Origin of the sequence: Acetobacter fabarum, assembly GCF_022483405.1 — a bacterium.
Classification (GTDB): domain Bacteria; phylum Pseudomonadota; class Alphaproteobacteria; order Acetobacterales; family Acetobacteraceae; genus Acetobacter; species Acetobacter fabarum.
Genome location: NZ_JAKVNI010000001.1, coordinates 2,690,406 through 2,713,754, shown reverse-complemented (window position 1 = coordinate 2,713,754; position 23,349 = coordinate 2,690,406). Strand labels below are relative to the sequence as shown.

The following is a 23,349-nucleotide window of genomic DNA, read 5'->3' as shown; positions in this document are numbered from 1 at the left end:
GACCCAGCCATATTGGGGCTGGGTTGGGGGCATATGTCGCACAATTTTAAGACTCAGTGACTGGAGCCTGTAGCCGATGCCCCCACACGGTTGGGGTGGCTTTGCCCTAGCTTGGGCGCGTGCGCGGTTTTGCCGGGGCAAGGGCCGGGTTTTCGGGCCAGTCGTGGCGGGGGTAGCGGCCGCGCATATCCCTGCGCATATCCGCCCATCCCCCTTGCCAGAACCCGCCAAGGTCCGCCGTAATGGCCTGTGGCCGCCCGGCGGGGGAAAGAAGAGCCAGCCGCAGGGGTACCCGCCCGCCTGCCAGTAGAGGCGTTTGTTCCGTGCCATAAAAAACCTGCGCACGGGCCGAGGCCACGGGTACGGGCTGGGTGTAATCCACCTCTGCCCGTCCACCGGGGAAGGGCAGGTGGGTTGGCAGTTCCCGCTCCAGCCACTGGTACTGGGTGTATGTCAGCAGGTTGCGCAGCAGGGTGTGCACATCCAGTTCCTTCATGGCCGCAACGGAGTTGCGGCCTTCCATATAAGGGGCCAGCCAGTCCGCCACAGTCTGCGCCAGAGCCGGGGAGGCAAAATCGGGCCAGGCTGGTTCTTCCTCCTGCGTGCTGCCAGCGGATTCTGGCGTGGTGTGCACGCTCCGGGCCAGAGCAACACGGGCCTGCAACTGCTTTACGGCCTCTGTCCAGTTCAGGGCGTTTTCCAGGTTGTCGCGCACATGGAGCAGCAGAAGGGCTGCGGCTTCCTCTGGCTTAACTTTTTCGGTTCTGTCCTTGAGCACAAGGCAGCCAATGCGTGTGCGCCTGCGGGCCAGAATATTGCCGGATACGGGGTCGAGCGTGGTTTCAACCTGCTCCTGCGTACGCGCCAGCAGGGTGGGGGGCAGGTCGTTCAGGTCCAGCGGTGCTGCCAGTCGTATTTCAGCGGCGGTGCGCAGGTGTAGCCCGGCCACGGCCAGCAGGCGGTGGGGGCTTAGCCCATCATCACGCCGGAGGCGCGCATTGCTGCCATTGGCCAGCCGGTAGCTGCCCGGTTCGCCCCGGCATAGGGCTATCCGGTCAGGGAAGCCTGCTGCCAGCAGGGCGGCGGGGTTGCCCTGCGCAGGCAGGTGCTGGGGAACATTCAGCCGGGAGCGGAATCGCTTTGCTGCTAGCCGTATGCGGCTCAGGGCAGCGCGGTCTGCATCAGGGTGGTCTTCGCCTGCAATCAGGTCCAGCCTTAACCCTATATCGGCAGGGGGTGTTATGGGGGGCTTGCCGTGGGCTGCGTGGCGTGGGCGCAGTGGGTCGCGCTCTTCAAGCAGGGCGGCAAGGTCGGCTGCCATGGCGGCCTCCTCCCCTGTGCGTGCCGCCAAAAGCATGGCGGCAAGGCGGGGGTGTGTGCCAAGCTGGGCCATGCGTTTGCCAAGTGGGGTAATATGCCCCGCCGGATCCACCGCTCCCAGTTGTTCCAGCAGCTCCCGCGCAGCGGCAACCGCGCTGCCGGGGGGCTGGTCGGGTAGGGGTAATGGCTCACTTGTTCCAACCGTATCAGCCCACAGGGCTGTAGCCAGAACATAATCTGCCAGATCAGCTTCCAGAATTTCGGGGCGGTCATGCTGGGGCATGGCGCGCTGTGTGCTGGCGCTCCACAGGCAATAGGCCGTGCCCGGTGCTTCGCGCCCTGCGCGGCCGGCCCGCTGGCGTGCTGCCGCGCGGGAAATACGCAGTGTATCCAGGCGGGAAAGCCCAGCCCCGGCATCAAACCGTGGCGCGCGGCGGTAACCGCAATCCACCACCACACGCACACCCGGTACGGTCAGCGATGTTTCCGCAATGGAGGTAGCCAGAATAACGCGGCGTTCCCCGTTATCGGCTGGGCGCAGCACACGGGCCTGTTCCGCAGGGTGCAACTCCCCATGCAGGGGCAGGACAGTCGCACTGATGCCGTCCAGCAACTGGGCCGTGCGCCGGATTTCTCCCGTGCCGGGCAAAAAGGCCAGAATATCCCCCGTGGTTTCCGCCAGTGCCTGCCGTATGCCCGCAGCCGTGGCGGGGGCTATGTCACGCAGGGTGGGAATGTCCTTTTTGGCATGGTGGACTTCCAGCGCGAACATGCGGCCCTCGCTGGTCAGCACGGGGGCGTTCATCAGGCTGGCCAGCCGTTCGGTTTCGGCGGTGGCGGACATGGCGACAAGCCGCAGGTCTGGCCGCAGGGTGCGTTGCAGGTCCAGGCAGAACGCAAGGGCGAGATCCGCCTCCAGGGAACGTTCATGCACCTCGTCCAGAATAACGCAGGCGACATCCTCCAGCATGGGGTCCCCCAGCAGGCGGCGCAGGAATAGTCCTTCGGTCAGTACCTCAATACGGGTGCGGGCAGAAACGGCGCTGTCTATGCGGGTGCGGTAGCCCACAAACCCGCCTGCCTCTTCCCCCATCAGGCTGGCAATGCGCTGGGCGGCGGCGCGGGCAGCCAGCCTGCGGGGTTCGAGCATGATAATCCGCCCGCTCTCGCCCCGCCACGCGCTGGCTGCCAGCACAGGGGGAATGGACGTGGTTTTGCCTGCCCCCGGAGGTGCCACCACAATGGCGCTGGCAGGGCGCTCGGCTGTGGGCTCTGCCGCCAGAACCGCGCGCAGCTGGGAGAGAATCTCCTTAACCGGCAATCCGTTTGCAATGTCATCAGGGTCGGAAAAAAGGGTCTGGGGCATCGTGCCGCCTTTTATGTTGCTCTGGCGGGCTGGCTGCACGGTTGCTCACATCCCCCATGACCTCTGTGGTGCATGGGGGCAGGCCAGATGCCGGTGGAGCTGGAGTTAGCGTGTTTTTTTGTTGGTGGGCAGGGTTAAAAAACCCGCTTTGGGGGAAAGGGTTTTGGCCGGAGCCGGGGTGTCATCCATCCCGGCGGGGAAGATAGCGCTGGGTTCACTCTCCAGCGGTGCTGCCTGTGCCTGTGCCTGTGCGGGTGCTGGCGTGCTGGATTGGGCTGCGCTGGAGGCGGTGTCCGTGCTGGCAGAGTCTACACTAACATTTGCAGGGGTTGTTCCCGCAGATGGCAGCTCGGTCAGCCTTTTGGTGTCAGACATTGTGTCCGTCGCAGGGGTGGATGCCGCGGCAGCGGAAGGTACCGGGGCTGTTGCATCCGGTGCGCCTGTCAGGGGCTGGGTCTGGATGGCGTTGTTCATGGGGGTGCCCCCCGCATCCACTAGCCATTTGTTCAGGGAATGGCGGATCTGGTACTCAAATTCGACATTGATGGTCTGCATCATATCTTTTGTAATTTCGTACAGATTTGCCGGGCTTTCCACATCCTGCGAAGGATCGGGGTGGAGGGTCTGGGTTGCCTGTGCGGAGGCAGTCGCCACGCGCCTGCCTTCGGGGTTGAGGATGTCCAGATGAATATCCATCTGCCCGTCCAGCGTGCCGCCGGGCTGGTGCAGGATAAACGCACGGTCAATAACAAAATGGGCGGTGCTGGCCGCTGCCGCATTGCCTGTTGCGATCAGCCGGTCTGCCGCCATCTGCCGTAGTGTGTGGTCGGGCGGGGAGGGGGATTTGTAACCAATATCCCCCGGTTCCGGGTTGGCTACGGAATTGTCCACCACATCCAGCGTGGCCACATTCAGGTGAATCTGGCCCAGATAATCATAGCTCAGCGGCGCAAACCGGGTTGGCTGGGGCTGGTCCGCGCACCCGGCAAGTGCTGCTGGCAGCACAAAAGCGGCAACCAGATGGGAAAGGCGCATACGGGGGAACGGCATCATGCACAACCTCTTGAACAGCCGACTGAAATAATCCAACGCAGGCCCCCAGCGTGGGGCTGCGTCAACCGTGCGTTACAAACAAGGCGCTCAGCTTGTGGCGGAGGCGATGTCCCTGCGCGGGAAATGAAAATCCTTGTTACAGAACTCACAGGTCATAACGATGGTGTCATTGTTCACGCACATGTGGTCCAGATCATCTTCGGGGAAGTGCTGGAGCACCTCCACCAGTCTTGCGCGCGAGCAGCGGCAGCCAAACGCCAGAGCGCGGGACTGGCTGACACGCAGATCTTCCTCATGGAACAGGCGGTGTAAAAGCTGGGGGCCGGGCAGGGTATCATCGAGCAGTTCACCTACGCTGAGCGTGGTTGCCAGAATGGTCGCTGTCTCCCACGCGGTGTCGTCGTGGGTTGTGCCGTCAGGCGTGGTCAGCTCGGCTTCGGCCGTGCCACCTTCCCCTGCAATGCGTTCGAGCACGAGTGCGCCAGAGCGCCAGCCCGCATCGGTCATTTTGCACGCCAGCATGATCCAGCAGGCATGCTGCTCGCTGGTGGCAAAGTAATGGGTAGCCATGGCGGACAGGTCATCGCCCGCAATTTCCACAATGCCTTGGTGGCGCTCCATGTCCGCCCCCTGGTCAACAGTCAGGGCAAGGTAGCCATTCCCCAGCAGTTCCCTGTCCGTGGGGGTGGGGTTCTGGGCCAGCAGGGCGTTCAGTGCGTCTTCATCCGAACGGGCATAAAAGCGCAGGGCGCCATCATGCGTGCAGTCTGCCACCAGCATGGAAACCGGGCCATCACCCTTGATCTGGAGGGAGAATGACCCCTGAAATTTAAGGGCGGAGGCTAGTGCCGCCACCAGAGCCAGCGCCTTGCCTGCAAGGGCGGTAACCTGATCGGGGTTGTCATGGCGGGTCAGCATGGCGTCGGCCAGCACGCCAAGGCGGATCAGCCGCCCACGGACCGGACGGCCTGCCAGATAGAAGGGCGTTACACCGCCCGGAACCACCAGACCGGGCACATCGGGGCGGTCACGGTCGAGAAAAGCCGGTTTTTCCATAAAAACGTTCTATCCTGCCAACATAAACATCAAGGTCGTGCCTCTCTTTGCCGCAGGGTGGGGCCTGCGGCAGGGAGCATAGGGGTGGCTCAGACCTGAGCGGAAATATCCAGTTCGAGTTTTTCAAGCTGCTGTTCAAGCGTGCGGGTCGCATCGGGGGCCAGACCCAGCGTGTCAACCAACGCGCGCAGGAAGCCCTTGCGGCATGCGTCGTGCTCCATATCCAGATCCCCCGCGCGCCCACACCCGGCCAGACAGTCCAGATACGACGCGCGCAAAGGGGCCAGCTTGTCCGCAGCAAAGGGAAGGGTAGCCAGAATGGTGTCCAGCGCCGGTTCAACCCAGCCGGGAACGGAGGGTGTTTCTTCCGTTGTTGTGGGTGTTACGGGTTTTTCCGCATCGCACATCTGCTTATTCCTTGCCAAAGGAGGTCCAGTTAGCCCCCCCCATTGTCCATGCCAGAATGCCCTTCTGGGCGTGCAGTCGGTTTTCGGCCTCGTCAAACACAACGGAATGCGGGCCTTCAAACACGTCCTGCGTCACTTCCTCCCCAATATGGGCAGGCAGGCAGTGCATGAACAGGGCATCGGGGGCGGCCTGTGCCATCAATTTTGCATCCACACGGTAGGGTTCAAGCCGTGCCATGCGGGAAGCGGCCTCCTCGTGCGAGTCGGACATGCTGACCCACGTGTCCGTTACAATGCAGTCGGCCTTTTCCACCGCAGCGCGGGGGTCTTCCATCCATTCCACATCGCCGCCTTCCTGCCGGGCCCAGTCCAGCACAGCCTGCGGGGGCTTCATTTTGGCAGGAGTTGCCGCCCGAAGCTTGAAGCCAAAGCGCACGGCCCCTTCGATCAGGGAGACCAGAACGTTGTTGCCGTCACCCGTCCAGGCAAACGTGCGGCCACGCACGGGGCCGCGATGTTCCTCAAAGGTCATGATGTCGGCCAGAATCTGCACGGGGTGGGAGTCCGGGGTCAGCCCGTTAATGACCGGGCTTGTGCTCCAGCGTGCCAGTTCGTGCAGGTTGGTGGTGTTGCCCGTCCGCAGCACAATGGCATCCACAAAGCGGGAGAGCACACGGGCTGTATCGGCCAGTGTTTCCCCCCGCCCGATCTGCATGTCCTGCGGGCTGAGCACAACGGCATCCCCCCCAAGCTGGCGCATGCCCACTTCAAAGGAGACGCGGGTACGGGTGGAGGGCTTGGAGAGAATAAGCCCGAGCTGGCGCCCCGCCAGAGGCTGGCGGGGGTGGAGCGGGAAGCGGCGGTTCTGCTGCATCCGCTTCATGCTGCTGGCAACGTCCAGAATCTGGCGCAGGGTTGCCCCGTCCAGATCCTTGAGGTCGAGAAAGTGGCGGAGCCCCGTCTGCACCGGCGTAATGGAGGAGGTGGAAAGAGCCGCACTCATGGGGTTGTCTCCAGAACTGTCTTGTTTTTGTTATCAGGGTGGGTGCGCAGCGTTGTTACGGCCTGCACCAGCATGGCTACGGCCTTGCGGCAATCTTCTTCCGTTACGGTCAGGGGCGGCACAAGGCGCAGGACGTTGTCCCCCGCCGTGACGCACAGGAGCCCTGCATTCTGGGCGGCGGTCTGTACGTCGCCCACTGCGGGTACGCAGCGCAGGCCAATCAGCAGACCAAGCCCACGGCGCTGTTCAAACATGTCGGGCGCATCGGCCACCAGACTGTCCAGCAGTTCGTCCAGCAGGGCGGCACGGGCACAGACCTGATCCATAAAGCCGGGGGCGAGCAGCACGTCCAGCACCGCGTTGGCGGCAGCGCAGGCCAGCGGGTTGCCGCCAAAGGTAGTGCCGTGCGTGCCTGCGGTCATGGCTTTGGCCACAGTCTCGGTCGCCAGAATGGCCCCGATGGGAAAACCCCCGCCCAGCCCCTTGGCCGTGCTCATGACATCGGGCGTAATACCGGCCCATTGGTGGGCAAACAGGCGGCCTGTACGGCCAACACCACTTTGCACCTCATCAAGGGCAAGCAGCACGCCTGTCTGGTCGCACAGGGCGCGCAGGGCACGCAGATATTCCACGCTGGCGCGCTTGATGCCGCTTTCCCCCTGAATGGGTTCCAGCATAACCGCTGCGGTGCGCGGGGTAATGGCGGCCTTTACGGCATCAAGGTCATTAAAGGGTACGTGCACAAAGTCAGTGACCGGCGTGCCAAACCCTTCCAGATATTTCGGGTTGCCGGTGGCGGAGAGCATGGCCAGTGTCCGGCCATGGAATGCACCATCCATGCAGATGATCTGGGTCCGCTCGGGGTGGCCTGCCAGCATCTGGGCGCGGCGGGCCATCTTGACCATGCCTTCGTTGGCTTCCGCACCGGAATTGCAGAAGAACACGCTATCGGCAAACGTGTTGGCCACAAGCCGTTCGGCCAGTTTTTCCGCCTGCGGAATGCGGAACAGGTTGGACACATGCATGACCCGTCCGGCCTGCTGGCTTATGGTTTCCACCAGATGCGGGTGCGCGTGACCAATGGAGCAGGTGGCAATGCCCGCAGCAAAGTCCAGGAATCGTCGCCCGTCCGATGCGTACAGCCAGGAGCCTTCGCCCCGCTCAAAGGCGAGGTCGGCACGCTTATAGGTCGGCATCAGGGGAGGAATCATGGAATCTGGTCTTTACGTTGGTGGTTATCAAACCTGAATGAGGGAATCTGGAACAGCGCAAAACAAAAAACGCCCGCTACCGTACAAGGGTGGAGCGGGCGGCCCGTTGCGCATGGCGCCATAATGCCGTGTTCATGTTGCGGGTGTCAAACTTCTGTATTGAATACTTTGCATGTCAAGTATGCAGCATGGCAATTTAGGCGCGAGCGCGTAGTGGCGCAAAGGTGCGACATGGGCATACTATCTTCCGTAATGGACAATACCGTGCCTCCTTCCTTTACCTGCCCACCTCCGCAACGCTCTACTCTGCGGGAGGCCGCCTTGGCGCATCTGGCCCGGTTTGGCACGACCCGGCAGGGGCTGGAGCAGGTTCTGCTGCGCCGCGTTGCCCGCTGGGCACAAAAAGCCCAGAGGGCAGGGGACTGTGCGGAGAGCGTGGCAGAGTACGCCACCGGGCTGCACTCCGTTGTGAGTGCAGTGGTGGAGGATATGGTGCGCCTTGGCGCGGTGGATGATGCGGTGTTTGCCCGCTCACGCGTGCGCAGGCTTGTGCGCTCGGGGCGTTCGGCGCGTGCGGTGCAGGCGCATCTGGCTGCAAAAGGTGTGGCACCACAGGTGCGTGATGAAGCACTGGATATGGCTGTAGGCACCCTGAGTGCAGCCGAGCAGGAGCTCTGTGCCGCACTGGTGCTGGCGCGCAAACGCAGGCTTGGCCCCTTTGCCACCGAATCCGCCACGGAAGATGAGGACGAAGCCACAGGCATGGCCCGGCGGAACAGGGCGCTGGGTGTGCTCGCCCGGGCAGGTTTTGCGCGCGATGTGGCCCAGCGTGTGCTGGAAATGCAGCGCGAGGAAGCGGAGGAGTGGATGGACCGCCTGAGGGCCGAGTCGTGAAGGTGGGCTGGTCATGCCTTGCCCTGCTGCCGTTATTGGCGGCCTGTGCGGGGGGCGGTAACTGGCATGGGTCTGTGCAGTGTGCGCCCTATGCGCGGGAACATTCGGACATCAACCTGCGCGGAGATGCCGCAACTTGGTGGTGGCAGGCGCGGGGGCAGTACGCACGGGCCTCCCGCCCCAGAGCGGGGGATGTGCTTGTGTTCCGCTCCACGCACAGGCTGCCTTCGGGCCATGTTTCGGTGGTCAGGGAGGTGCGGAGCAACCGTTTGGTGCTGGTGGACCACGCAAACTGGGAGCCGGGTGAGGTCACACGCCACGCCCCGGTACAGGACGTATCCCCCCGTAATGACTGGACGCGCGTGCGCGTGTGGTGGTCCCCCACACATGCCTATGGCAAGACGGTTTACCCAACCTACGGATTTATAGAACCATATGCCCCCGGAAATAGCTGAACAGGGCGTTTGCGCGGGGTTAAAAAGGAAAAACTTGCATCACGGCGTGTTCGCCCTCATGTACAAGGCCGATTACGGCAAGCAGACTGGCCGCACATGCGCGCCATCAGGTTAAGGAAGAGTGGAATGGGCAGCTTGAGCATCTGGCACTGGCTTATTGTTCTGGTGGTCGTGCTGGTGTTGTTTGGTGGTGGCGGCAAGATCAGCACCATCATGGGGGATATGGCCAAGGGCATAAAATCCTTCAAGAAACACATGGCTGATGACGAACCGATGGATGACGCCCCACCCCGTGCGGGCTCCGGCCATATTGCGCCACCCCCTGCCGCTGCTGCCGAGCGCACCGCCGCCCCAGCAGACAAGACCACCCAGCACTAACCAACGCCGAGGAAGGCCAGCAGTATCATGACGGATAACGCCACCACGGATTTTGTCCGCGGCGCGCAGGATATTGTGCATGCGGGGCAGCGGCTGGATGCGCGCGGCTGGGTGCCCGCTACGGCAGGCAACATCAGTTGCAGGCTGCCCGACGGGCGCATCGCCATTACACGCTCTGGTTGCCACAAGGGTTTTTTAACCCAGAATGACGTAATTACCGTGGATCTGGCGGGCCAGCCCCACCAGCCGGATAACAAACCGAGTGCGGAAACACTTCTGCACTGCCAGGTTTACCGCCTGCTGCCCGACGTGGGGGCCGTGCTGCACGGTCATTCCGTTGCGTCCACCGTTCTGTCCATGATCGAGCCTTCCCCAGCCCTTGTTGTGGAAGGGTACGAGGTTCAGAAAGTGTTTGAGGGGCAGAACACGCATGATGCGGCAGTGCGCATACCGCTTTTTGCCAATGATCAGGATATTGCCCGTCTGGCGCGTGAGGTAGAACCGTTTTTTGCCGACATGCCCGCAGGCTACATTATCCGTGGCCATGGTGTGTACGTGTGGGGCAAGACCATGGCCGCAGCCCTTGCCCGGCTGGAAGGGCTGGAGTTCCTGCTCGCCTGTGTTCTGGAAAGAAGGAAGCTGGGGATATGAGCAGCCTGAGTGTGTTTGAGGACACCCGCCCCGGCGTGCCCCTGTTGCAGACCCACGATGCAGCAGAAATTGCAGCAGCCCTTGCCCCGTTTGGCATCCGTTTTGAACGGTGGGATGCCGTGCAGCCCCCGGCAAAGGATGCGGATGAAGCCACCGTGCTGGCAACCTACCGCCCCTGGCTGGACCGGCTGATGGGCGAAACCGGGGCAGGCTCGGCCGACGTGCTGCGCGTAAACGCCCAGACTCCCAACAAGGAAGCCCTGCGCAGCAAGTTCCTGTCCGAACATACGCATAGTGAGGACGAGGTACGGTTTTTTGTGCATGGGGGTGGTCACTTCATCATGCACATCAAGGACCGGGTGTATGACGTGGAATGCACGCAGGGAGACCTGATTTCCGTGCCGGAAGGGTATAAGCACTGGTTTGATGCAGGCCCGCAGCCCGATATGGTGACCCTGCGCATCTTTACCCATAAGGAAGGCTGGGTGGCCCAGTACACAGGGGCGGATATTGCCCGCCAGTTTCCCTCCTTTTCCAGCTAGCAAGAGTTCAGGATCATGCTTCAGAATACGGGCTTGACCACGCCGCGCGTGGTGCTGCTGGATATTGAAGGCACCACCCTGCCGGTGGCTTTTGTGCACAAAGTTCTCTTCCCCTATGCGCGCAAACACCTGCCTGCGCTGCTTGCCCAGCACGATAACCCCGTGGTGGCGCAGGCACTGGCCCAGACGGCGGAACTGGCCCCCGGTGTGCCAGCCGCAGAACAGCTTGAACGCTGGATGGATACGGACGCCAAGGTAGCCCCCCTTAAAAGCCTGCAGGGGCTATGCTGGGAACAGGGCTACCGCGAGGGCGAACTGGTGGCCGACCTTTACCCCGATGTTGTGCCGACCCTAAAGGCATGGAAAGCGGCAGGGCTGACGCTGGCCGTGTATTCCTCCGGCTCTCAGGCCGCGCAGAAGCTGATTTACGGCTACACGGAGCAGGGGGACGTAACGCCCCTGTTCAGTGCGTTTTTTGATCTGGAAATGGGGGGCAAAAGGGAAAGTGCCAGCTACAGCGCCATTGTGCGCAAGGCTGGCTGGGCTCCGGCGGATGTGCTGTTCCTGTCCGATGTGGTGGCCGAGCTGGAAGCCGCCGAACAGGCCGGGTTGCAGGTCTGCCAGATTGCCCGCCCCGAGGATAAAACGGTACCCGGTGTCCGCCACCGTGTTGCGGCCTCCCTGCAGCAGGCCGCCAGCCTGTTTGGTCTGCCACAAGGAGCGTAATGGGTCGATGACAATCAGCCTGCACACCAACTGGCGGAACATTCCCGCAGAAGCCTATGGCTGCGCTGCGGCACTGGGCAATTTTGATGGTGTGCATCTTGGGCATGCCCATCTGCTCCGGTCCGTTTTTGCTGCCCGGCCGGACCTGCCGCCTGCCGTTGTAACTTTTGAGCCGCATCCGCGCGAGCTCTTCCGGCCGCAGGACCCGCCATTCCGCCTGACCCTGAGCACCGAGCGGCTGGCCGCGCTGCGCGCACTGGGCGTGCGCCACGTGTTCCAGATCGAGTTTGACAAGACCTTTTCCGAACTGAGTGCTGAGCAGTTTGTGCAAGATGTGCTGCATAATGCCCTGCGCCTGCACCATGTTGGCTGCGGCCCGGACTTTGCCTTCGGGCACCGCCGGGGGGGCAATGTGGCGTTTCTGGCGGAGCGGACCCATCAGCTCGGTATGGGCTTTACTGCCGTGCAGGCGCTGGCTGATCAGGGCGGGCCTTTGTCCTCCTCCCGTATCCGCCGTCTGTTGCAGGATGGCTATCCGGAGGAAGCTGCCAGAGAGCTTGGGCGGCTGTGGTGTATTCGCGGTGTTGTCCAGCACGGGGACAAGCGCGGCAGGTTGTTGGGCTTTCCCACCGCCAACATTCCGCTTGGTCGCCACCTTGAACCCGCGCGGGGTGTGTATGCGGTCACAATCCGTCTGCCAGATGGCAGAACGCACCATGGCGTGGCCAACATCGGCCGCCGCCCGACCATAAATGACGGGCAGGAAAGCAGGCTGGAAGCCCATCTGTTTGACTTTGAAGGCGACCTGTACGGGCAGGAACTCTCGGTTTCGCTCCATGCCCTGCTGCGTGAGGAAAAACGCTTTGACGGGCTGGATGCCCTTAAAACCCAGATTGCGCAGGATGCCGCGCAGGCCCGGCTGGTGCTGGACGTGCAACCCACCCCAAGTTAGGCCCACTGGCATGGTCGGGGGCCATGTTGGGCGTGCAGCCCGGTTTGGCGCTTGACCCTGCGCTTTTCCTTTTTGATAAGACAGTAACGCCCAAGGTGGCGTGGGGGCCAAAAGCCCGCACGGCATGAACCCGAACCGAAGTGACCTCAGCCTCCCATGACCTCATCGAGCAGCGAACCCGACAAGACAACCCTGGCCGACCAGTATCGCAATACGGTGTTTCTGCCACGGACCTCTTTTCCCATGCGTGGCAACCTGCCCCAGCAGGAGCCCAAATGGCTTGAAAAATGGCGCGAAAGCGGGCTGGATGAACGGCTGAAGCAGCAGGCGGAAGGCCGCCCGGTCTTTACCCTGCATGATGGTCCGCCCTACGCCAACGGGCACCTGCACATTGGGCATGCGCTCAACAAGATCAACAAGGATGTTATCAACCGCGCCCACCGCATGGCGGGTTACGCGGTGCGTTACGTGCCGGGCTGGGACTGCCACGGCCTGCCGATCGAGTGGAAGGTTGAGGAAGGGTACCGCAAGGCCAAGCGGGACAAAGATTCCGTGCCTGTGCTGGAGTTCCGTGCCGAATGCCGCAACTATGCAGGCAACTGGCTGAATATCCAGATGGAGGAGTTCCAGCGTCTGGGTGTGCAGGCCGAATGGCGCAACCGTTACGCCACCATGGATTTTTCCTCCGAGGCGGCCATTGTGGAGGAAATCGGGCGTTTTCTGCTGAACGGCAAGCTGTACCGTGGCCTGCGCCCGGTCATGTGGAGCCCGGTGGAAAAAACCGCGCTGGCTGAAGCCGAAATCGAATATCATGACCACACGTCCACCACCATTCTGGTCGCGTTCCCCGTGGTCAAGGACCCAACACCCGCCCACGCGCTGGCTGATGTGTCCGTGGTTATCTGGACCACAACGCCGTGGACCATTCCGGGCAACCGCGCTCTGGCTTACGGGCCGGAGATTACATATGTGGTCCTGCGTGTGGACGAAACGGGCGAGGGTGCTCTGCTTGAGCCCGGTGCCCGCGTGCTGGTGGCCGAAGCCCTTGTAGAGTCCTTCTGCACCGAAGCACATGTGACGGCGCACCACATTCTTTACACCTTGCCCGGCAGTGCGCTGGCGGGTGCGGTATGCGCCCATCCGCTGCGTGGGGCAGGGTATGATTTTGACGTGCCCATGCTGGCCGGTGAATTTGTAACCACCGATGCCGGGACCGGCCTTGTCCATCAGGCCCCCGCACATGGTGAGGACGACTTCATGCTCTGCCGCGCCAATGGCGTGGATGTGCCTGAAACCGTGCAGGATGATGGCACATACGCACCATGGGTCCCCGGTTTTGCCGGTGTGCATGTGTTCAAGGCGGCAGATGTGGTCTGCTCCACGCTGGCAAGTGTGATGGAGCGGGCCAACGCGGCGGGCACGCCCCCCGCAGGGCTGGTCGGGCGCGGGCAGATCGTACATTCCTACCCCCATTCGTGGCGTTCACGCGCACCCATTATCTATCGGGCTACGCCACAATGGTTCATCCGCATGGACGGGGAAAACGCGCTGCGTGAAAACGCACTCAAAGCGCTGGAAAACGTAACCTTTGTGCCCGCACAGGCCCGCAACCGCCTGACCTCCATGATCCGTACCCGCCCGGACTGGTGCATCAGCCGCCAGCGCGCATGGGGCGTGCCCATTGCCGTGTTCGTGGAAAAACGTACAGGCGAGGTGCTGCGCGACCCAGCCGTTATGCAGCGCGTGGTAGATGCTTTCCGCTCCGATGGGGCAGATGCCTGGTACACCTCCGAGCCTGCCCGTTTTCTGGGTGAAGGCCGCAACCCCGATGATTACGAACAGGTGTTCGACATCGTGGATGTCTGGTTTGAAAGTGGCTCGACCCACGCCTTTGTGCTGGGGCGTCCGGGGCTGAGCTTTCCCGCAGACCTGTATCTGGAAGGGTCGGACCAGCATCGTGGCTGGTTCCAGTCCTCCCTGCTCGAAAGTGTGGGCACGCGCGGTGTCTCACCCTACAAGGCGCTGGTGACCAACGGTTTTGTTCTGGACGAGCAGGGCCGCAAAATGTCCAAGTCCCTCGGCAACGTAATTGCCCCGCAGGACGTGAATGACAGCATGGGCGCTGACGTGCTGCGCCTGTGGGTCATGAACTCCGACACCAATGATGACCTGCGCATTGGCAAGGAAATCCTTAAGCAGCAGGGCGAGCTGTACCGCCGCCTGCGCAACACGCTGCGCTGGCTGCTGGGTGGGCTGGACGGGTTTACGGATGCAGAAGTGTTGCCCTATGCCGAACTGCCAGAGCTGGAACGCTGGGTTCTGCACCGCCTGAGCGAACTGGGCGGGCTGGTGGCCCGTGCGGTGGAAACGCATGAATGGGTTGGTGTTTACCCCGCCCTGCATGGTTTTTGCACAACGGACCTGTCGGCTTTCTACTTCGATATTCGCAAGGATGCGCTGTACTGTGATGCACCGTCCTCCCCCACGCGCCGTGCGGTGCGTACGGTGCTGGATGTGCTGCACCGCTGCCTGAGCACGTGGCTGGCCCCCGTGCTGGTCTTTACGGCGGAAGAAGCATGGGCCGCCCGCTTTGGTGATCAGGCCAGTGTGCACGAGCAGGCCTTCCCCGACCTGCCGGTAGAATGGACCGACACGGCACTGGAGGAACGCTGGGCGCGTATTCGCTCCGTGCGCCGGATTATTACAACCGAGATCGAAGGGGCACGCCGTGCGGGCACCATTGGTTCTTCGTTGCAGGCACAGGTTGAACTGACTTTTTCGGAAGAGGAAGCCAGCATTTTTGCCGGTGTTAACTGGAGCGAGCTGGCCATTGTCTCCCACGTGGAAGTGTTGATCGACCCCACATCTTCCTCCGTTTATGTGGAGGGGGATGAAGGGGGAACCCTGCATGGTGCGCCTGTGGTCCGGGTGGCAGAGGGCGAAAAATGCGCCCGCTGCTGGAAGGTCCTGCCAGAAACCGGGTCGAATCCGGCGTATCCTGGTGTGTGCCCACGCTGTGCGGATGTTGTGGCCCAGAGCGGCTTTGTCAGCACATCCGCGCAGGAGGGTGCATGAAAAAGCCGTTCATGCTCCGGCCCGCAGGAATTGGCCTGCTTGTGCTGATGCTGGTTCTCTCTGCGGACCAGCTGAGCAAGTTCTGGATTTTATATGGGCTGGACCTGCCCGCCCGTGGTTCTGTCAGGGTATTGCCGTTCCTTAACTTTACCATGGTCTGGAACCACGCCGTAACATTTGGCATGTTTGGCGGGCTGGGTGGGGCCGGGCGGATTGTGTTTTCCGTGGTGGCAATGGTAGTAGCGTGTTGTCTGTTGGTGTGGATGGCCAGAACCTCCAGCTGGGTGACTGCAGCCTGCGTGGGTGCGGTGACCGGAGGCGCCATAGGTAACGTGATTGACCGTGTGCGTTACGGGGCCGTGGTGGATTTTTTGCATGCCCATGCATTCGGTTGGTCTTGGTATGTGTTCAATGTGGCTGACTCCGCTATAGTGTGCGCAGTATGCGTATTGCTGTTGCAGAATTTTCTGTCTGACCGACAGCAGACATCTTAGGCATTAGGCAGCCCGCGCCAGAGCGTGCGGTTTTCAGGATGAGTGGAAGGCAGATGATAGTGCGCCGTGTTTCGACCCTGATTTCTCCGGTGCTGCTGGTAGGCGGCTGCATGATGCTGAGCGGCTGCTCCGGGCATGAGGCCGCTCAGGCCTTTGGTCTGGAACGCAGCATGCCAGATGAATATACGGTGACAACCCGTTCACCGCTGTCCATGCCCCCTTCGGAGGAGCTGGTTAAGCCCAGCAAAGGGGATGAACGCACGCAGGATGAGAGCGAACGCCTTCAGGCGCTCGAAACCCTCTCCCCCGACGTGGCTCTGCGCGGCACCAACGGGGACACCAGCGAAGGCCAGACCATTCTGGTCAACGAAGCCTCTGCCGCAGCAGACGAACCCGATCAGGGCGAACTCGGTGCCGCAGGTACAGGCTTTGTGGAACAGCTGATGTTCTGGAAAGGTGGCAAGGCTGGAGGTGTGGTGAATGCGGATGAAGAAAACCGCAGGCTCAAAACCAACGCAGCTCTTGGCCTGCCCCCCACCAAGGGCGTTACGCCCACCCAGCACCCCAAAAAGAAGTAAGGCACGGGTCTGACCATGTCAGACCAGCCAGAACAGGCTGCCATGCTGGGGACTATGCCTGATCGCCCGCATGTGCGGCGGTTGCCCGAAGTTATTGTCAACCGCATTGCTGCGGGCGAGGTGATCGAACGCCCCGCCGCTGCCGTAAAAGAACTGATAGAAAATGCCATAGACGCCGGCGCCCGGCGGCTGGACATCTCGCTCGATGGGGGCGGGGTGGAGCGCATGATTGTGACGGATGACGGGGTTGGCATGTCCCCCGATGATCTGTCTCTTGCAGTCGAGCGGCACTGTACCTCCAAACTGGGGGACGAAACGCTGGTGCACATCAACACCCTTGGTTTTCGGGGGGAGGCGCTGCCGTCCATCGGGGCTGCGGCGCGGTTGAGCATTACCTCCCGCCCAAGGGGAGAAAGTGGCGCATGGCGTATTCGGGTCGAGGGGGGTAAAACCTACCCGCCAGAACCTGTTGCCGGGGCTTTCGGCACCAGCGTTGTGGTTGAAGACCTGTTTTTTGCCACGCCCGCCCGCCGCAAATTCCTGAAAAGTGCCCGTGTGGAAGGCCGCCATGTGGAAAGCGTTGTGCGCCGTCTGGCTCTGGCCGTGCCCCAGACCGCCTTCCGCTTTGTGCTTGATGGGCGTGAAGTGCTGGACCTGCCCGCTCAGGATATGGCCGCCCGTGCAGCCGCCCTGCTGGATGCCAGCGAGGCCGATGGTTTTTTGACCATAGACGGCGCGCGTGAGGGCATGACCCTGAGCGGCTTTATCTGCCCGCCATCGGTGCATCGGTCCACGGCCAACGGGCAGTTCATGCTGGTTAATGGTCGGCCTGTGGTGGACCCGGTGCTTAAAACCGCCGTGCGCGTGGCTTACCGCCGGGTGATAGAGCCCGGTCGCCACCCGGTTGTGGCTCTTATGCTCACTGTTCCGCCTGAACAGGTGGATGTAAACGTACACCCTGCCAAAACCGAACTGCGCTTTGCGGATGAAGCTGCCGTGCGCTCACTGGTTATTGGCACGCTCCAGCGCGCGCTGGAGCACGGGGCAGGGGTTGCGGGTGTGCGCCCGGTTCTGTCCGCGGCACCACGGGCAAGCCGGATATGGTATCCGCCAGAACAGGGGCAGGCGGCCGTGCAGCCCGCTCCCGCTTACCCTGCCGCAGCCCAAGGGGCAGGCATGGCCGAGCCACGCCTGATGTTTGGGGATGCTCCATCGGCCCGCACCCTGCCCACGGCCTTTACTCCAAACCAGACCGAACCATGGCCACAGGCCACACAGGCTGGTCCTTCGGCAGAAACAGCAGGCGGGGCGGGTGGGCTCGCTCCACTGGATCACCCCTTGGGGGCTGCTGTCGCGCAGGTGCTGGATACGTATATTCTGGCTGTTGCGGCGGATGGCTCTCTGGTGCTGGTTGACCAGCATGCCGCCCATGAACGGCTGACGCATGAGCGCCTGCGCGAGCAGTATCTCAGCGGGCATGTGCAGGCCCAGCGCCTGCTTGTGCCAGATGTGGTGGAACTGCCCCGCGTACAGCAGGACCTGCTGCTGGCCCGCCAGCCCATGTTGGAAAGACTCGGGGTGGAAATAGAAGAGTTTGGGGGTGGCTCCATTCTGGTGCGTGCATTGCCCGCCATGCTGGGCAAAAGTGATGCTGTCAGCCTGCTGCGTGATCTGGCCGATGAACTGGAAGCCGATGACACGGGTGCCCCTGATGAAATGGCATCCCTTGATGGCAAGCTGGATGCGGTCATTGCGCGCATGGCCTGCCACGGCAGTATCCGGGCGGGCAGGCGGCTTGCACCGGAGGAAATGAACGCCCTGCTACGGCAGATGGAAGCCACACCCCGTGCAGGAACGTGCTCGCACGGGCGGCCAACATGGCTCAAGCTCAGCCGTAATGATCTCGAAAAATTGTTTGGTCGCCGTTAGCCATCCCCTGTTCGGGAATGGCTGATCGGCGGAACGTGAACAGCCCCACGCTGGCCTCATGCGCTAAAAAGGCGCAGTCTTAAAAAAGTGTCATTAAACCCGGATGGTGTTAAGCCGTGCAGCCAATCCTGCTTTCGCTGATAACCTATCTTCCCCTTGCAGGCGCGGTTGCGGCCTTTCTTTGCCCCGGTCAGGGACCGGAGCGGGACCGCACGGCGCGCTGGCTGGGGTTGTGGACTACGCTCCTCACGTTTGGGCTGAGCGTGCTGATGTGGGTCGGTTTTGACCCCAGCCAGCCCGGCCTGCAATTTGAAACCCGGCTACGCTGGCTGAGCGACTATGGTATTTCCTACCATACCGGGGTGGATGGGATTAGTCTGGTCTTTATCCTGCTTACCGCTTTTCTCACGCCACTGGCGCTTGGGGCAGGCTGGCGGAGCGTGCAAACGCAGGGGCGGGACTTTGTTGCCGCCATGCTGCTGTTGGAAACAGCCCTGTTTGGCCTGTTCTCCGCGCAGGATCTGGTGCTGTTTTATGTTTTTTACGAAGCAACGCTTATTCCCGGCTGCCTGATGATTGGCATTTGGGGCGGGGCCAAGCGGGTCTGGGCATCGCTTCAGTTCTTCCTGTTTACCTTTGGCGGTTCGCTGTTCATGCTGGTCGGGCTGATCACCATGTGGCTGCACGCCGGGACTACGGATATTCCGGCCCTTATGCATGCCGGTTTTTCGCACTCCCTTCAGGGTTGGCTGCTGCTGGCTTTTCTGCTGGCTTTTGGCGTCAAACTCCCTCTGTTTCCGCTCCATGCCTGGCTGCCTGATGCCTATACGGAAGCCCCCACACCGGCATCGGCCATGCTCTCTGGCGTGTTGTCCAAAACAGGGGCTTACGGGCTGCTACGTTTTGGCGTGCTGATGTTCCCCGACGCCGTGCGCCAGTTTGCACCCTATGTGCTTGCCCTTGGTGTGGTGGCCATTTTGTACGCAGCGTTTGTGGCCTTCGCCCAGACGGACATGAAGCGGCTTATCGCCTACTCTTCGTTCTCCCATATGGGCATGATCGCGGTTGGTCTGTTTACCCTGACGGCAGAGGGGATAGATGGCGCCATCTTCCAGATGCTCTCGCACGGTGTGGTTATTGCAGCCCTGTTCTTTTGCGTGGCGGCAGTGGCATGGCGGGCAGAAACGCAGGAGATTGACGCTTTGGGCGGTGTTGCCCGGCAAATGCCTGTGCTGGCCCTGCTGGCCATGCTGTTCACCATGGCCAATGTGGGCCTGCCCGGCACCGGGGCCTTTGTGGGCGAACTGCTGGTGCTTATGGGGGCTGTTCACGTTTCCATCTGGGTGGCGCTGCTGGCTGGTGGCACCATGATCATGGGGGCGGTTTACATGCTCTCGCTGTATCGTCGGGTTCTGTTTGGTAGCGTGCGTGGCACGGTTGGCCTGTTGCGTGATCTAACGGTGGGGGAACTTGCCGTGCTGGTGCCGCTGGCGGTGGTCACGTTGTGGATGGGGGTCCACCCGGGCACATTCACCCGGATTTTTGATCCGATGATCATGCAGGCTGTGCACGCAAACGCAGTTAACGTTGCGTCCTCCACTCTCCATGACCCGGTTTTGCATCTGGCCAGCCGGTAACGGCAGGCCACAGGACGGATTATTCCGGCAGGGTTGGGCCGTCTGGCACTGTGGTGTTGCTCCCCTGGGGCATCAGCACAGTGCCGAGGGACGCCAGAACCACACAGAAAATACCGCACAAACGTAGCAGGGATGGAATCTCATGCAGCAATATGGCTCCGGCCAGCGCTGCGGAAACAGGTTCCAGACTACACAGCACCCCAAACTCGCGGGCCGAGAGCTTTTGCATTGCACTCATTTCCAGAGTGTAGGGCAGGGCGGAGGAGCAAAGGGCGACCACAACGCTCAGCCCCAGCAAAAGCGGTGCATGCACCCCTACCCATAATGCGGGAACGGTGCAGGGCACAAAAACCGCAGCACCCCCACACAGCATACCAAGCGAGCACGCCTGACCAGACGGCAGTTTGCCAGCAATGTTGCGGGCAAAAATAATATAAAGCGCCCAGCAAACAGCAGCGAGCAGGGCAAACAGAATACCAATAAGGTCTGGCCGAACGGCTGATTCGGGGCGAAGCAGCAAAACAAGCCCCAGCACGGTCAGGCTGGTCCACACCACATCGCTCCAGCGGCGGGTATGGATGAAGGACAGCACAAGGGGGCCGGTAAACTCCAGCGCGACAGTTGTGCCCAAAGGCAGGCGGCCAAGGGAAAGATAGAAAAAATAGTTCATGGCTGCGAGTGACAGCCCATAAGGCAGCACCAGCAGAAGCACCCTGCGTGACAGGTTATGCCAGCTGCGGAAGAACAGCATCAGCATAATAGCGGCAAAAAAAGTGCGCAGCCCCACCATGCCCGCCGCCCCAAAAGTGGGGAACAGCATTTTGGCATAGGAGGAGCCAAATTGCAGGAAGAGCATGCCCCCTACAACCTGCAGCAGGGCAGACAGGCGCTCCTTAACGGAAAAAATGGGCCTACTCATGGGTTGTCCGCTCAGATGTCCAGCAACTCATCAACCGAGCGGGCATGTTCCTGAATAAAGGCAAAGCGGAGTTCGGGTTTGCGGCCCATCAGGCTTTCCACCCGCTCCCGCGTGGAAAGTCGGTCTTCCGGTGGGGCCACCACGCGGAGCAGGGTGCGGCTGCGTGGGTCCATTGTGGTTTCCTTCAGGTCCGCCGGAGGCATTTCCCCCAGCCCTTTAAAGCGGGAGACATCAATCTTGCCCCGCTTTTTGGTCAGGATCGCCATTTTGCGTTCCCGGTCCGCATCATCCATGGCGTACACGCTGTGTGCGCCCTGTGTAAGCCGGTAGAGCGGGGGCTGCGCCAGATACAGGTGCCCGTTGCGGATAAGCTCGGGGAGTTCGCGGTAGAAGAATGTCATGAGCAGGGAGGCAATATGGGCGCCATCCACGTCTGCATCGGTCATGATAATGACGCGGCCATAGCGTAGCTTGGTCAGGTCAAAGCGCTCACCCGACCCGCAACCTAGTGCTTCTATCAGATCCCGTAGTTCCTGATTGGCGCGCAGTTTTTCGGTTGTCGCGCTTGCCACGTTCAGGATTTTGCCGCGCAGGGGGAGCACGGCCTGTGTTTCACGGTTGCGGGCCTGCTTGGCGGACCCGCCTGCCGAATCCCCTTCCACCAGAAAAATTTCGGTGTCGGGTGCGTGTTCCTTGGTGCAGTCGGTCAGCTTGCCGGGCAGCCGCAGGCGGCGGGTCGCACTTTTGCGCGGCGTATCTTTGAGTTCACGGCGGCGCAGGCGCTCTTCTGCGCGGTCAATGGCAAAGCTGAGCAGCGAATCCGCCTGCGGGGGGTTCTGGGCCAGCCAGTGGTCAAACCGGTCGCGCAGGGCGGTTTCCAGCAGTTTGCTGGCTTCGGCCGTGGTCAGCTTTTCCTTGGTCTGGCCCTGGAACTGAGGGTCCCGAATAAAGGCGGACAGGCGGGCGGCAATCATGCCCAGTATGTCTTCGGCTGTAATGCTGGCCGCTTTTTTAATGGAACGCTGGTCCCCCCATGCGCGCAGCCCCTTGAGCAGCGCGTTGCGGAACCCGGTCTCATGCGTGCCACCTTGTGGAGTCGGGATGGTGTTGCAGTAGGAGATCAGGGATGCAGGGCCACTTTCCAGAAAGGCAACGGCCCATTCCACCTTGCCATTATCTGTTCCATCCGCCTGCGGGGGCAGGGGTGCTTCCCCCGACCAGAAAGGGGTGAGCAGGGGGGCATCGGGGCCAAGCTCATCAGCCAGACTGTCGGCCAGACCACCGGGGAAGTGCAGAACAGCTTCTGCCGGGGTTTCATCCCCCGCCTTGAGCAAAGAGGGGTCGCACGACCAGCGGATGGTAACCCCACGGAACAGGAACGCCTTGGAACGGCAGAGCTTGTACAGGCGGGAGGGCACAAAAACATGCGTGCCAAAAATTTCCGGGTCCGGCTGGAAGGTAATCTGGGTGCCGCGCCGGTTGGGGGCCGCCCCCGCTTTTTGCAATGCGCTTACGGGTTTGCCCCGTTCGTAGGACTGCTGCCACAAGGTGCGGTCGCGCGCGATTTCCACATCCATGCGGGCGGAAAGGGCGTTGACCACGGAAGAGCCAACACCATGCAACCCGCCAGAGGTGGCATATGCCTTGCCCGAGAACTTACCCCCCGCGTGCAGCGTGGTCAGAATCACTTCCAGCGCCGAGCGGTCGGGAAAGCGGGGGTGTGGGTCAACGGGAATACCCCGGCCATTATCCCGCACGGACAGCCAGTTATTGGGGGCCAGATGCACGTCAATGGTGTTGGCGTGGCCTGCCACGGCCTCATCCATCGAGTTATCAAGAATTTCTGCGGCCAGATGGTGCAGGGCACCTTCGTCTGTTCCGCCAATATACATGCCGGGCCTGCGGCGTACGGGTTCCAGCCCCTCAAGCACCTCAATGGCGCTGGCGTCATACGCCTGATTGTCCGGCGCTTTGGGGCGGGCGGAGGCGCTGGCGGATTTGCGGGGCGGTGTGGGGGCGGAAAACAGATCGCTCATGCGGGAAGTCTGTCCCGCTTTGGCGTTGATTCGTCAAGCACCAGAGGCAGCCCGGGGACCAAAACCCCGGTATGCCACCTGTGGTTGACAAACATTATGCGGCTTTGTGGGTAGCCCGGCGGCGCACAGGGGCGCGTGTGGTGGTGGGTGCTGCACATGTTTCAAACGACGCAGGCTGCGTAACATCCTTGGCATCGGAATAATTGGAGAGGTCTTCCCCGGTGTCCAGGGCATTCACTTCATCAAACATGGCCATGCGCTGCTGGCAGAAGATGGTGCCTGACTGCAACCCGCGCTCGGACTGCACGTTGGCCAGCTGGGTAATATAATCGTCATGCTCGCGCTGTGCGGTGCGGCCGTAGGTGGAGCGGAAGTAGCCGTTAAGCTTGTCTTCCTCGTTCAGCAGAACGGTGCGGAACTTGGCAACAAACGCGTTGTAGCGGTCCTGCGCGCTGCACGAGAGGGCGGTTACCATCAGCTCGCTTTTAAGGCCCTGCACGTTAAAGGCTTCATGTGCTGGGGAATGGCCGCACGGACTGGCGGCAAAAGTAACGGAACCATGCAGAACGCCCGCGGCAAGAACACCCGCGGCAAAAAGACGGGAAAGGAACATACGGTAGGACCTCCGACAGATGCTGCACAACGCAATAGCCTATTCAGGCAGGAA

At 61.7% G+C, this 23,349-nt stretch carries 21 protein-coding genes; 12 read left to right on the top strand and 9 right to left on the bottom strand.

The window, feature by feature from the left end; all coding sequences use genetic code 11:
• Window positions 1–106: 106 nt before the first annotated feature.
• The 6 genes from hrpB to LKE65_RS12590 form a co-directional block, all read right to left on the bottom strand.
• A complete protein-coding gene (gene hrpB, locus LKE65_RS12615; protein WP_278741584.1) occupies window positions 107–2,686 on the bottom strand; it encodes an ATP-dependent helicase HrpB in 2,580 nt (859 codons plus the stop codon).
• 105 nt (window positions 2,687–2,791) lie between these two features.
• On the bottom strand, window positions 2,792–3,739 hold the full coding sequence (locus tag LKE65_RS12610; protein ID WP_278741582.1) for a hypothetical protein: 948 nt from the start codon (window positions 3,737–3,739) through the stop codon (window positions 2,792–2,794).
• A gap of 87 nt (window positions 3,740–3,826) precedes the next feature.
• The gene (gene hslO, locus LKE65_RS12605) at window positions 3,827–4,795 is read right to left on the bottom strand and encodes an Hsp33 family molecular chaperone HslO (protein ID WP_086645256.1); all 969 of its coding nucleotides are present in this window, start codon (window positions 4,793–4,795) and stop codon (window positions 3,827–3,829) included.
• Between the two features lie 89 nt (window positions 4,796–4,884).
• The gene (locus LKE65_RS12600; RefSeq protein ID WP_086645257.1) at window positions 4,885–5,202 is read right to left on the bottom strand and encodes a hypothetical protein; all 318 of its coding nucleotides are present in this window, start codon (window positions 5,200–5,202) and stop codon (window positions 4,885–4,887) included.
• Window positions 5,203–5,206: 4 nt separating this feature from the next.
• Window positions 5,207–6,205, bottom strand: coding sequence for an ornithine carbamoyltransferase (gene argF / locus LKE65_RS12595; protein ID WP_086645258.1), 999 nt, complete (start codon window positions 6,203–6,205; stop codon window positions 5,207–5,209).
• A complete protein-coding gene (locus LKE65_RS12590) occupies window positions 6,202–7,416 on the bottom strand; it encodes an aspartate aminotransferase family protein (protein WP_278741580.1) in 1,215 nt (404 codons plus the stop codon). Before LKE65_RS12590 ends, argF begins: the two co-directional genes overlap by 4 nt.
• A gap of 237 nt (window positions 7,417–7,653) precedes the next feature.
• Between LKE65_RS12590 and LKE65_RS12585 the strand changes: the two genes are divergently transcribed.
• From LKE65_RS12585 to LKE65_RS12530, 12 genes are all read left to right on the top strand, one after another.
• Window positions 7,654–8,310, top strand: coding sequence for a regulatory protein RecX (locus LKE65_RS12585; protein ID WP_408744105.1), 657 nt, complete (start codon window positions 7,654–7,656; stop codon window positions 8,308–8,310).
• 2 nt (window positions 8,311–8,312) lie between these two features.
• On the top strand, window positions 8,313–8,765 hold the full coding sequence (locus LKE65_RS12580) for a CHAP domain-containing protein (RefSeq protein ID WP_278741876.1): 453 nt from the start codon (window positions 8,313–8,315) through the stop codon (window positions 8,763–8,765).
• A gap of 126 nt (window positions 8,766–8,891) precedes the next feature.
• Window positions 8,892–9,143: a twin-arginine translocase TatA/TatE family subunit gene (locus tag LKE65_RS12575; protein WP_086645262.1), complete on the top strand. Its 252-nt coding sequence runs from the start codon at window positions 8,892–8,894 to the stop codon at window positions 9,141–9,143.
• 27 nt (window positions 9,144–9,170) lie between these two features.
• Entirely contained in the window at window positions 9,171–9,794 is a 624-nt protein-coding gene (locus tag LKE65_RS12570; RefSeq protein WP_086645263.1) for a methylthioribulose 1-phosphate dehydratase, read from the top strand.
• A complete protein-coding gene (locus tag LKE65_RS12565; protein ID WP_086645264.1) occupies window positions 9,791–10,336 on the top strand; it encodes a 1,2-dihydroxy-3-keto-5-methylthiopentene dioxygenase in 546 nt (181 codons plus the stop codon). The genes LKE65_RS12570 and LKE65_RS12565 overlap by 4 nt, the downstream gene beginning before the upstream one ends.
• A gap of 15 nt (window positions 10,337–10,351) precedes the next feature.
• A complete protein-coding gene (mtnC, locus tag LKE65_RS12560) occupies window positions 10,352–11,062 on the top strand; it encodes an acireductone synthase (protein WP_278741578.1) in 711 nt (236 codons plus the stop codon).
• Between the two features lie 7 nt (window positions 11,063–11,069).
• Window positions 11,070–12,014, top strand: coding sequence for a bifunctional riboflavin kinase/FAD synthetase (locus tag LKE65_RS12555; protein WP_278741577.1), 945 nt, complete (start codon window positions 11,070–11,072; stop codon window positions 12,012–12,014).
• Window positions 12,015–12,170: 156 nt separating this feature from the next.
• Window positions 12,171–15,089: an isoleucine--tRNA ligase gene (gene ileS / locus LKE65_RS12550; RefSeq protein WP_086645267.1), complete on the top strand. Its 2,919-nt coding sequence runs from the start codon at window positions 12,171–12,173 to the stop codon at window positions 15,087–15,089.
• Entirely contained in the window at window positions 15,086–15,583 is a 498-nt protein-coding gene (gene lspA / locus LKE65_RS12545; protein WP_166110835.1) for a signal peptidase II, read from the top strand. Before ileS ends, lspA begins: the two co-directional genes overlap by 4 nt.
• Before the next feature lie 56 nt (window positions 15,584–15,639).
• On the top strand, window positions 15,640–16,161 hold the full coding sequence (locus LKE65_RS12540) for a DUF3035 domain-containing protein (RefSeq protein WP_086645385.1): 522 nt from the start codon (window positions 15,640–15,642) through the stop codon (window positions 16,159–16,161).
• A 15-nt stretch (window positions 16,162–16,176) separates the two neighbouring features.
• A complete protein-coding gene (mutL, locus tag LKE65_RS12535; RefSeq protein WP_278741574.1) occupies window positions 16,177–18,090 on the top strand; it encodes a DNA mismatch repair endonuclease MutL in 1,914 nt (637 codons plus the stop codon).
• A 116-nt stretch (window positions 18,091–18,206) separates the two neighbouring features.
• Window positions 18,207–19,727 carry a complex I subunit 4 family protein gene (locus LKE65_RS12530; RefSeq protein ID WP_095349053.1) on the top strand — a complete coding sequence of 507 codons (1,521 nt, stop codon included), beginning with the start codon at window positions 18,207–18,209 and terminating at the stop codon, window positions 19,725–19,727.
• A gap of 19 nt (window positions 19,728–19,746) precedes the next feature.
• Here the strand turns inward: LKE65_RS12530 and LKE65_RS12525 are convergent, their stop codons facing one another.
• The 3 genes from LKE65_RS12525 to LKE65_RS12515 all read right to left on the bottom strand — a co-directional run bounded on the left by LKE65_RS12525 (window position 19,747) and on the right by LKE65_RS12515 (window position 23,295).
• Window positions 19,747–20,646, bottom strand: coding sequence for an EamA family transporter (locus tag LKE65_RS12525; RefSeq protein ID WP_165925108.1), 900 nt, complete (start codon window positions 20,644–20,646; stop codon window positions 19,747–19,749).
• A gap of 11 nt (window positions 20,647–20,657) precedes the next feature.
• Window positions 20,658–22,682, bottom strand: a complete 2,025-nt coding sequence (gene parE, locus LKE65_RS12520) for a DNA topoisomerase IV subunit B (RefSeq protein WP_086645271.1) — start codon at window positions 22,680–22,682, stop codon at window positions 20,658–20,660.
• 94 nt (window positions 22,683–22,776) lie between these two features.
• A complete protein-coding gene (locus tag LKE65_RS12515; protein ID WP_086645272.1) occupies window positions 22,777–23,295 on the bottom strand; it encodes a hypothetical protein in 519 nt (172 codons plus the stop codon).
• Window positions 23,296–23,349: the final 54 nt, after the last annotated feature.

Excerpts from the sequence above, each read along its gene's own strand:
- hrpB (WP_278741584.1), bottom strand. The coding sequence starts at position 2,686 with ATGCCCCAGACCCTTTTTTCCGACCCTGATGACATTGCAAACGGATTG.
- LKE65_RS12610 (WP_278741582.1), bottom strand. The coding sequence starts at position 3,739 with ATGATGCCGTTCCCCCGTATGCGCCTTTCCCATCTGGTTGCCGCTTTT.
- hslO (WP_086645256.1), bottom strand. The coding sequence starts at position 4,795 with ATGGAAAAACCGGCTTTTCTCGACCGTGACCGCCCCGATGTGCCCGGT.
- LKE65_RS12600 (WP_086645257.1), bottom strand. The coding sequence starts at position 5,202 with ATGTGCGATGCGGAAAAACCCGTAACACCCACAACAACGGAAGAAACA.
- argF (WP_086645258.1), bottom strand. The coding sequence starts at position 6,205 with ATGAGTGCGGCTCTTTCCACCTCCTCCATTACGCCGGTGCAGACGGGG.
- LKE65_RS12590 (WP_278741580.1), bottom strand. The coding sequence starts at position 7,416 with ATGATTCCTCCCCTGATGCCGACCTATAAGCGTGCCGACCTCGCCTTT.
- LKE65_RS12575 (WP_086645262.1), top strand. The coding sequence starts at position 8,892 with ATGGGCAGCTTGAGCATCTGGCACTGGCTTATTGTTCTGGTGGTCGTG.
- LKE65_RS12570 (WP_086645263.1), top strand. The coding sequence starts at position 9,171 with ATGACGGATAACGCCACCACGGATTTTGTCCGCGGCGCGCAGGATATT.
- LKE65_RS12565 (WP_086645264.1), top strand. The coding sequence starts at position 9,791 with ATGAGCAGCCTGAGTGTGTTTGAGGACACCCGCCCCGGCGTGCCCCTG.
- mtnC (WP_278741578.1), top strand. The coding sequence starts at position 10,352 with ATGCTTCAGAATACGGGCTTGACCACGCCGCGCGTGGTGCTGCTGGAT.
- LKE65_RS12555 (WP_278741577.1), top strand. The coding sequence starts at position 11,070 with ATGACAATCAGCCTGCACACCAACTGGCGGAACATTCCCGCAGAAGCC.
- ileS (WP_086645267.1), top strand. The coding sequence starts at position 12,171 with ATGACCTCATCGAGCAGCGAACCCGACAAGACAACCCTGGCCGACCAG.
- lspA (WP_166110835.1), top strand. The coding sequence starts at position 15,086 with ATGAAAAAGCCGTTCATGCTCCGGCCCGCAGGAATTGGCCTGCTTGTG.
- mutL (WP_278741574.1), top strand. The coding sequence starts at position 16,177 with ATGTCAGACCAGCCAGAACAGGCTGCCATGCTGGGGACTATGCCTGAT.
- LKE65_RS12525 (WP_165925108.1), bottom strand. The coding sequence starts at position 20,646 with ATGAGTAGGCCCATTTTTTCCGTTAAGGAGCGCCTGTCTGCCCTGCTG.
- parE (WP_086645271.1), bottom strand. The coding sequence starts at position 22,682 with ATGAGCGATCTGTTTTCCGCCCCCACACCGCCCCGCAAATCCGCCAGC.
- LKE65_RS12515 (WP_086645272.1), bottom strand. The coding sequence starts at position 23,295 with ATGTTCCTTTCCCGTCTTTTTGCCGCGGGTGTTCTTGCCGCGGGCGTT.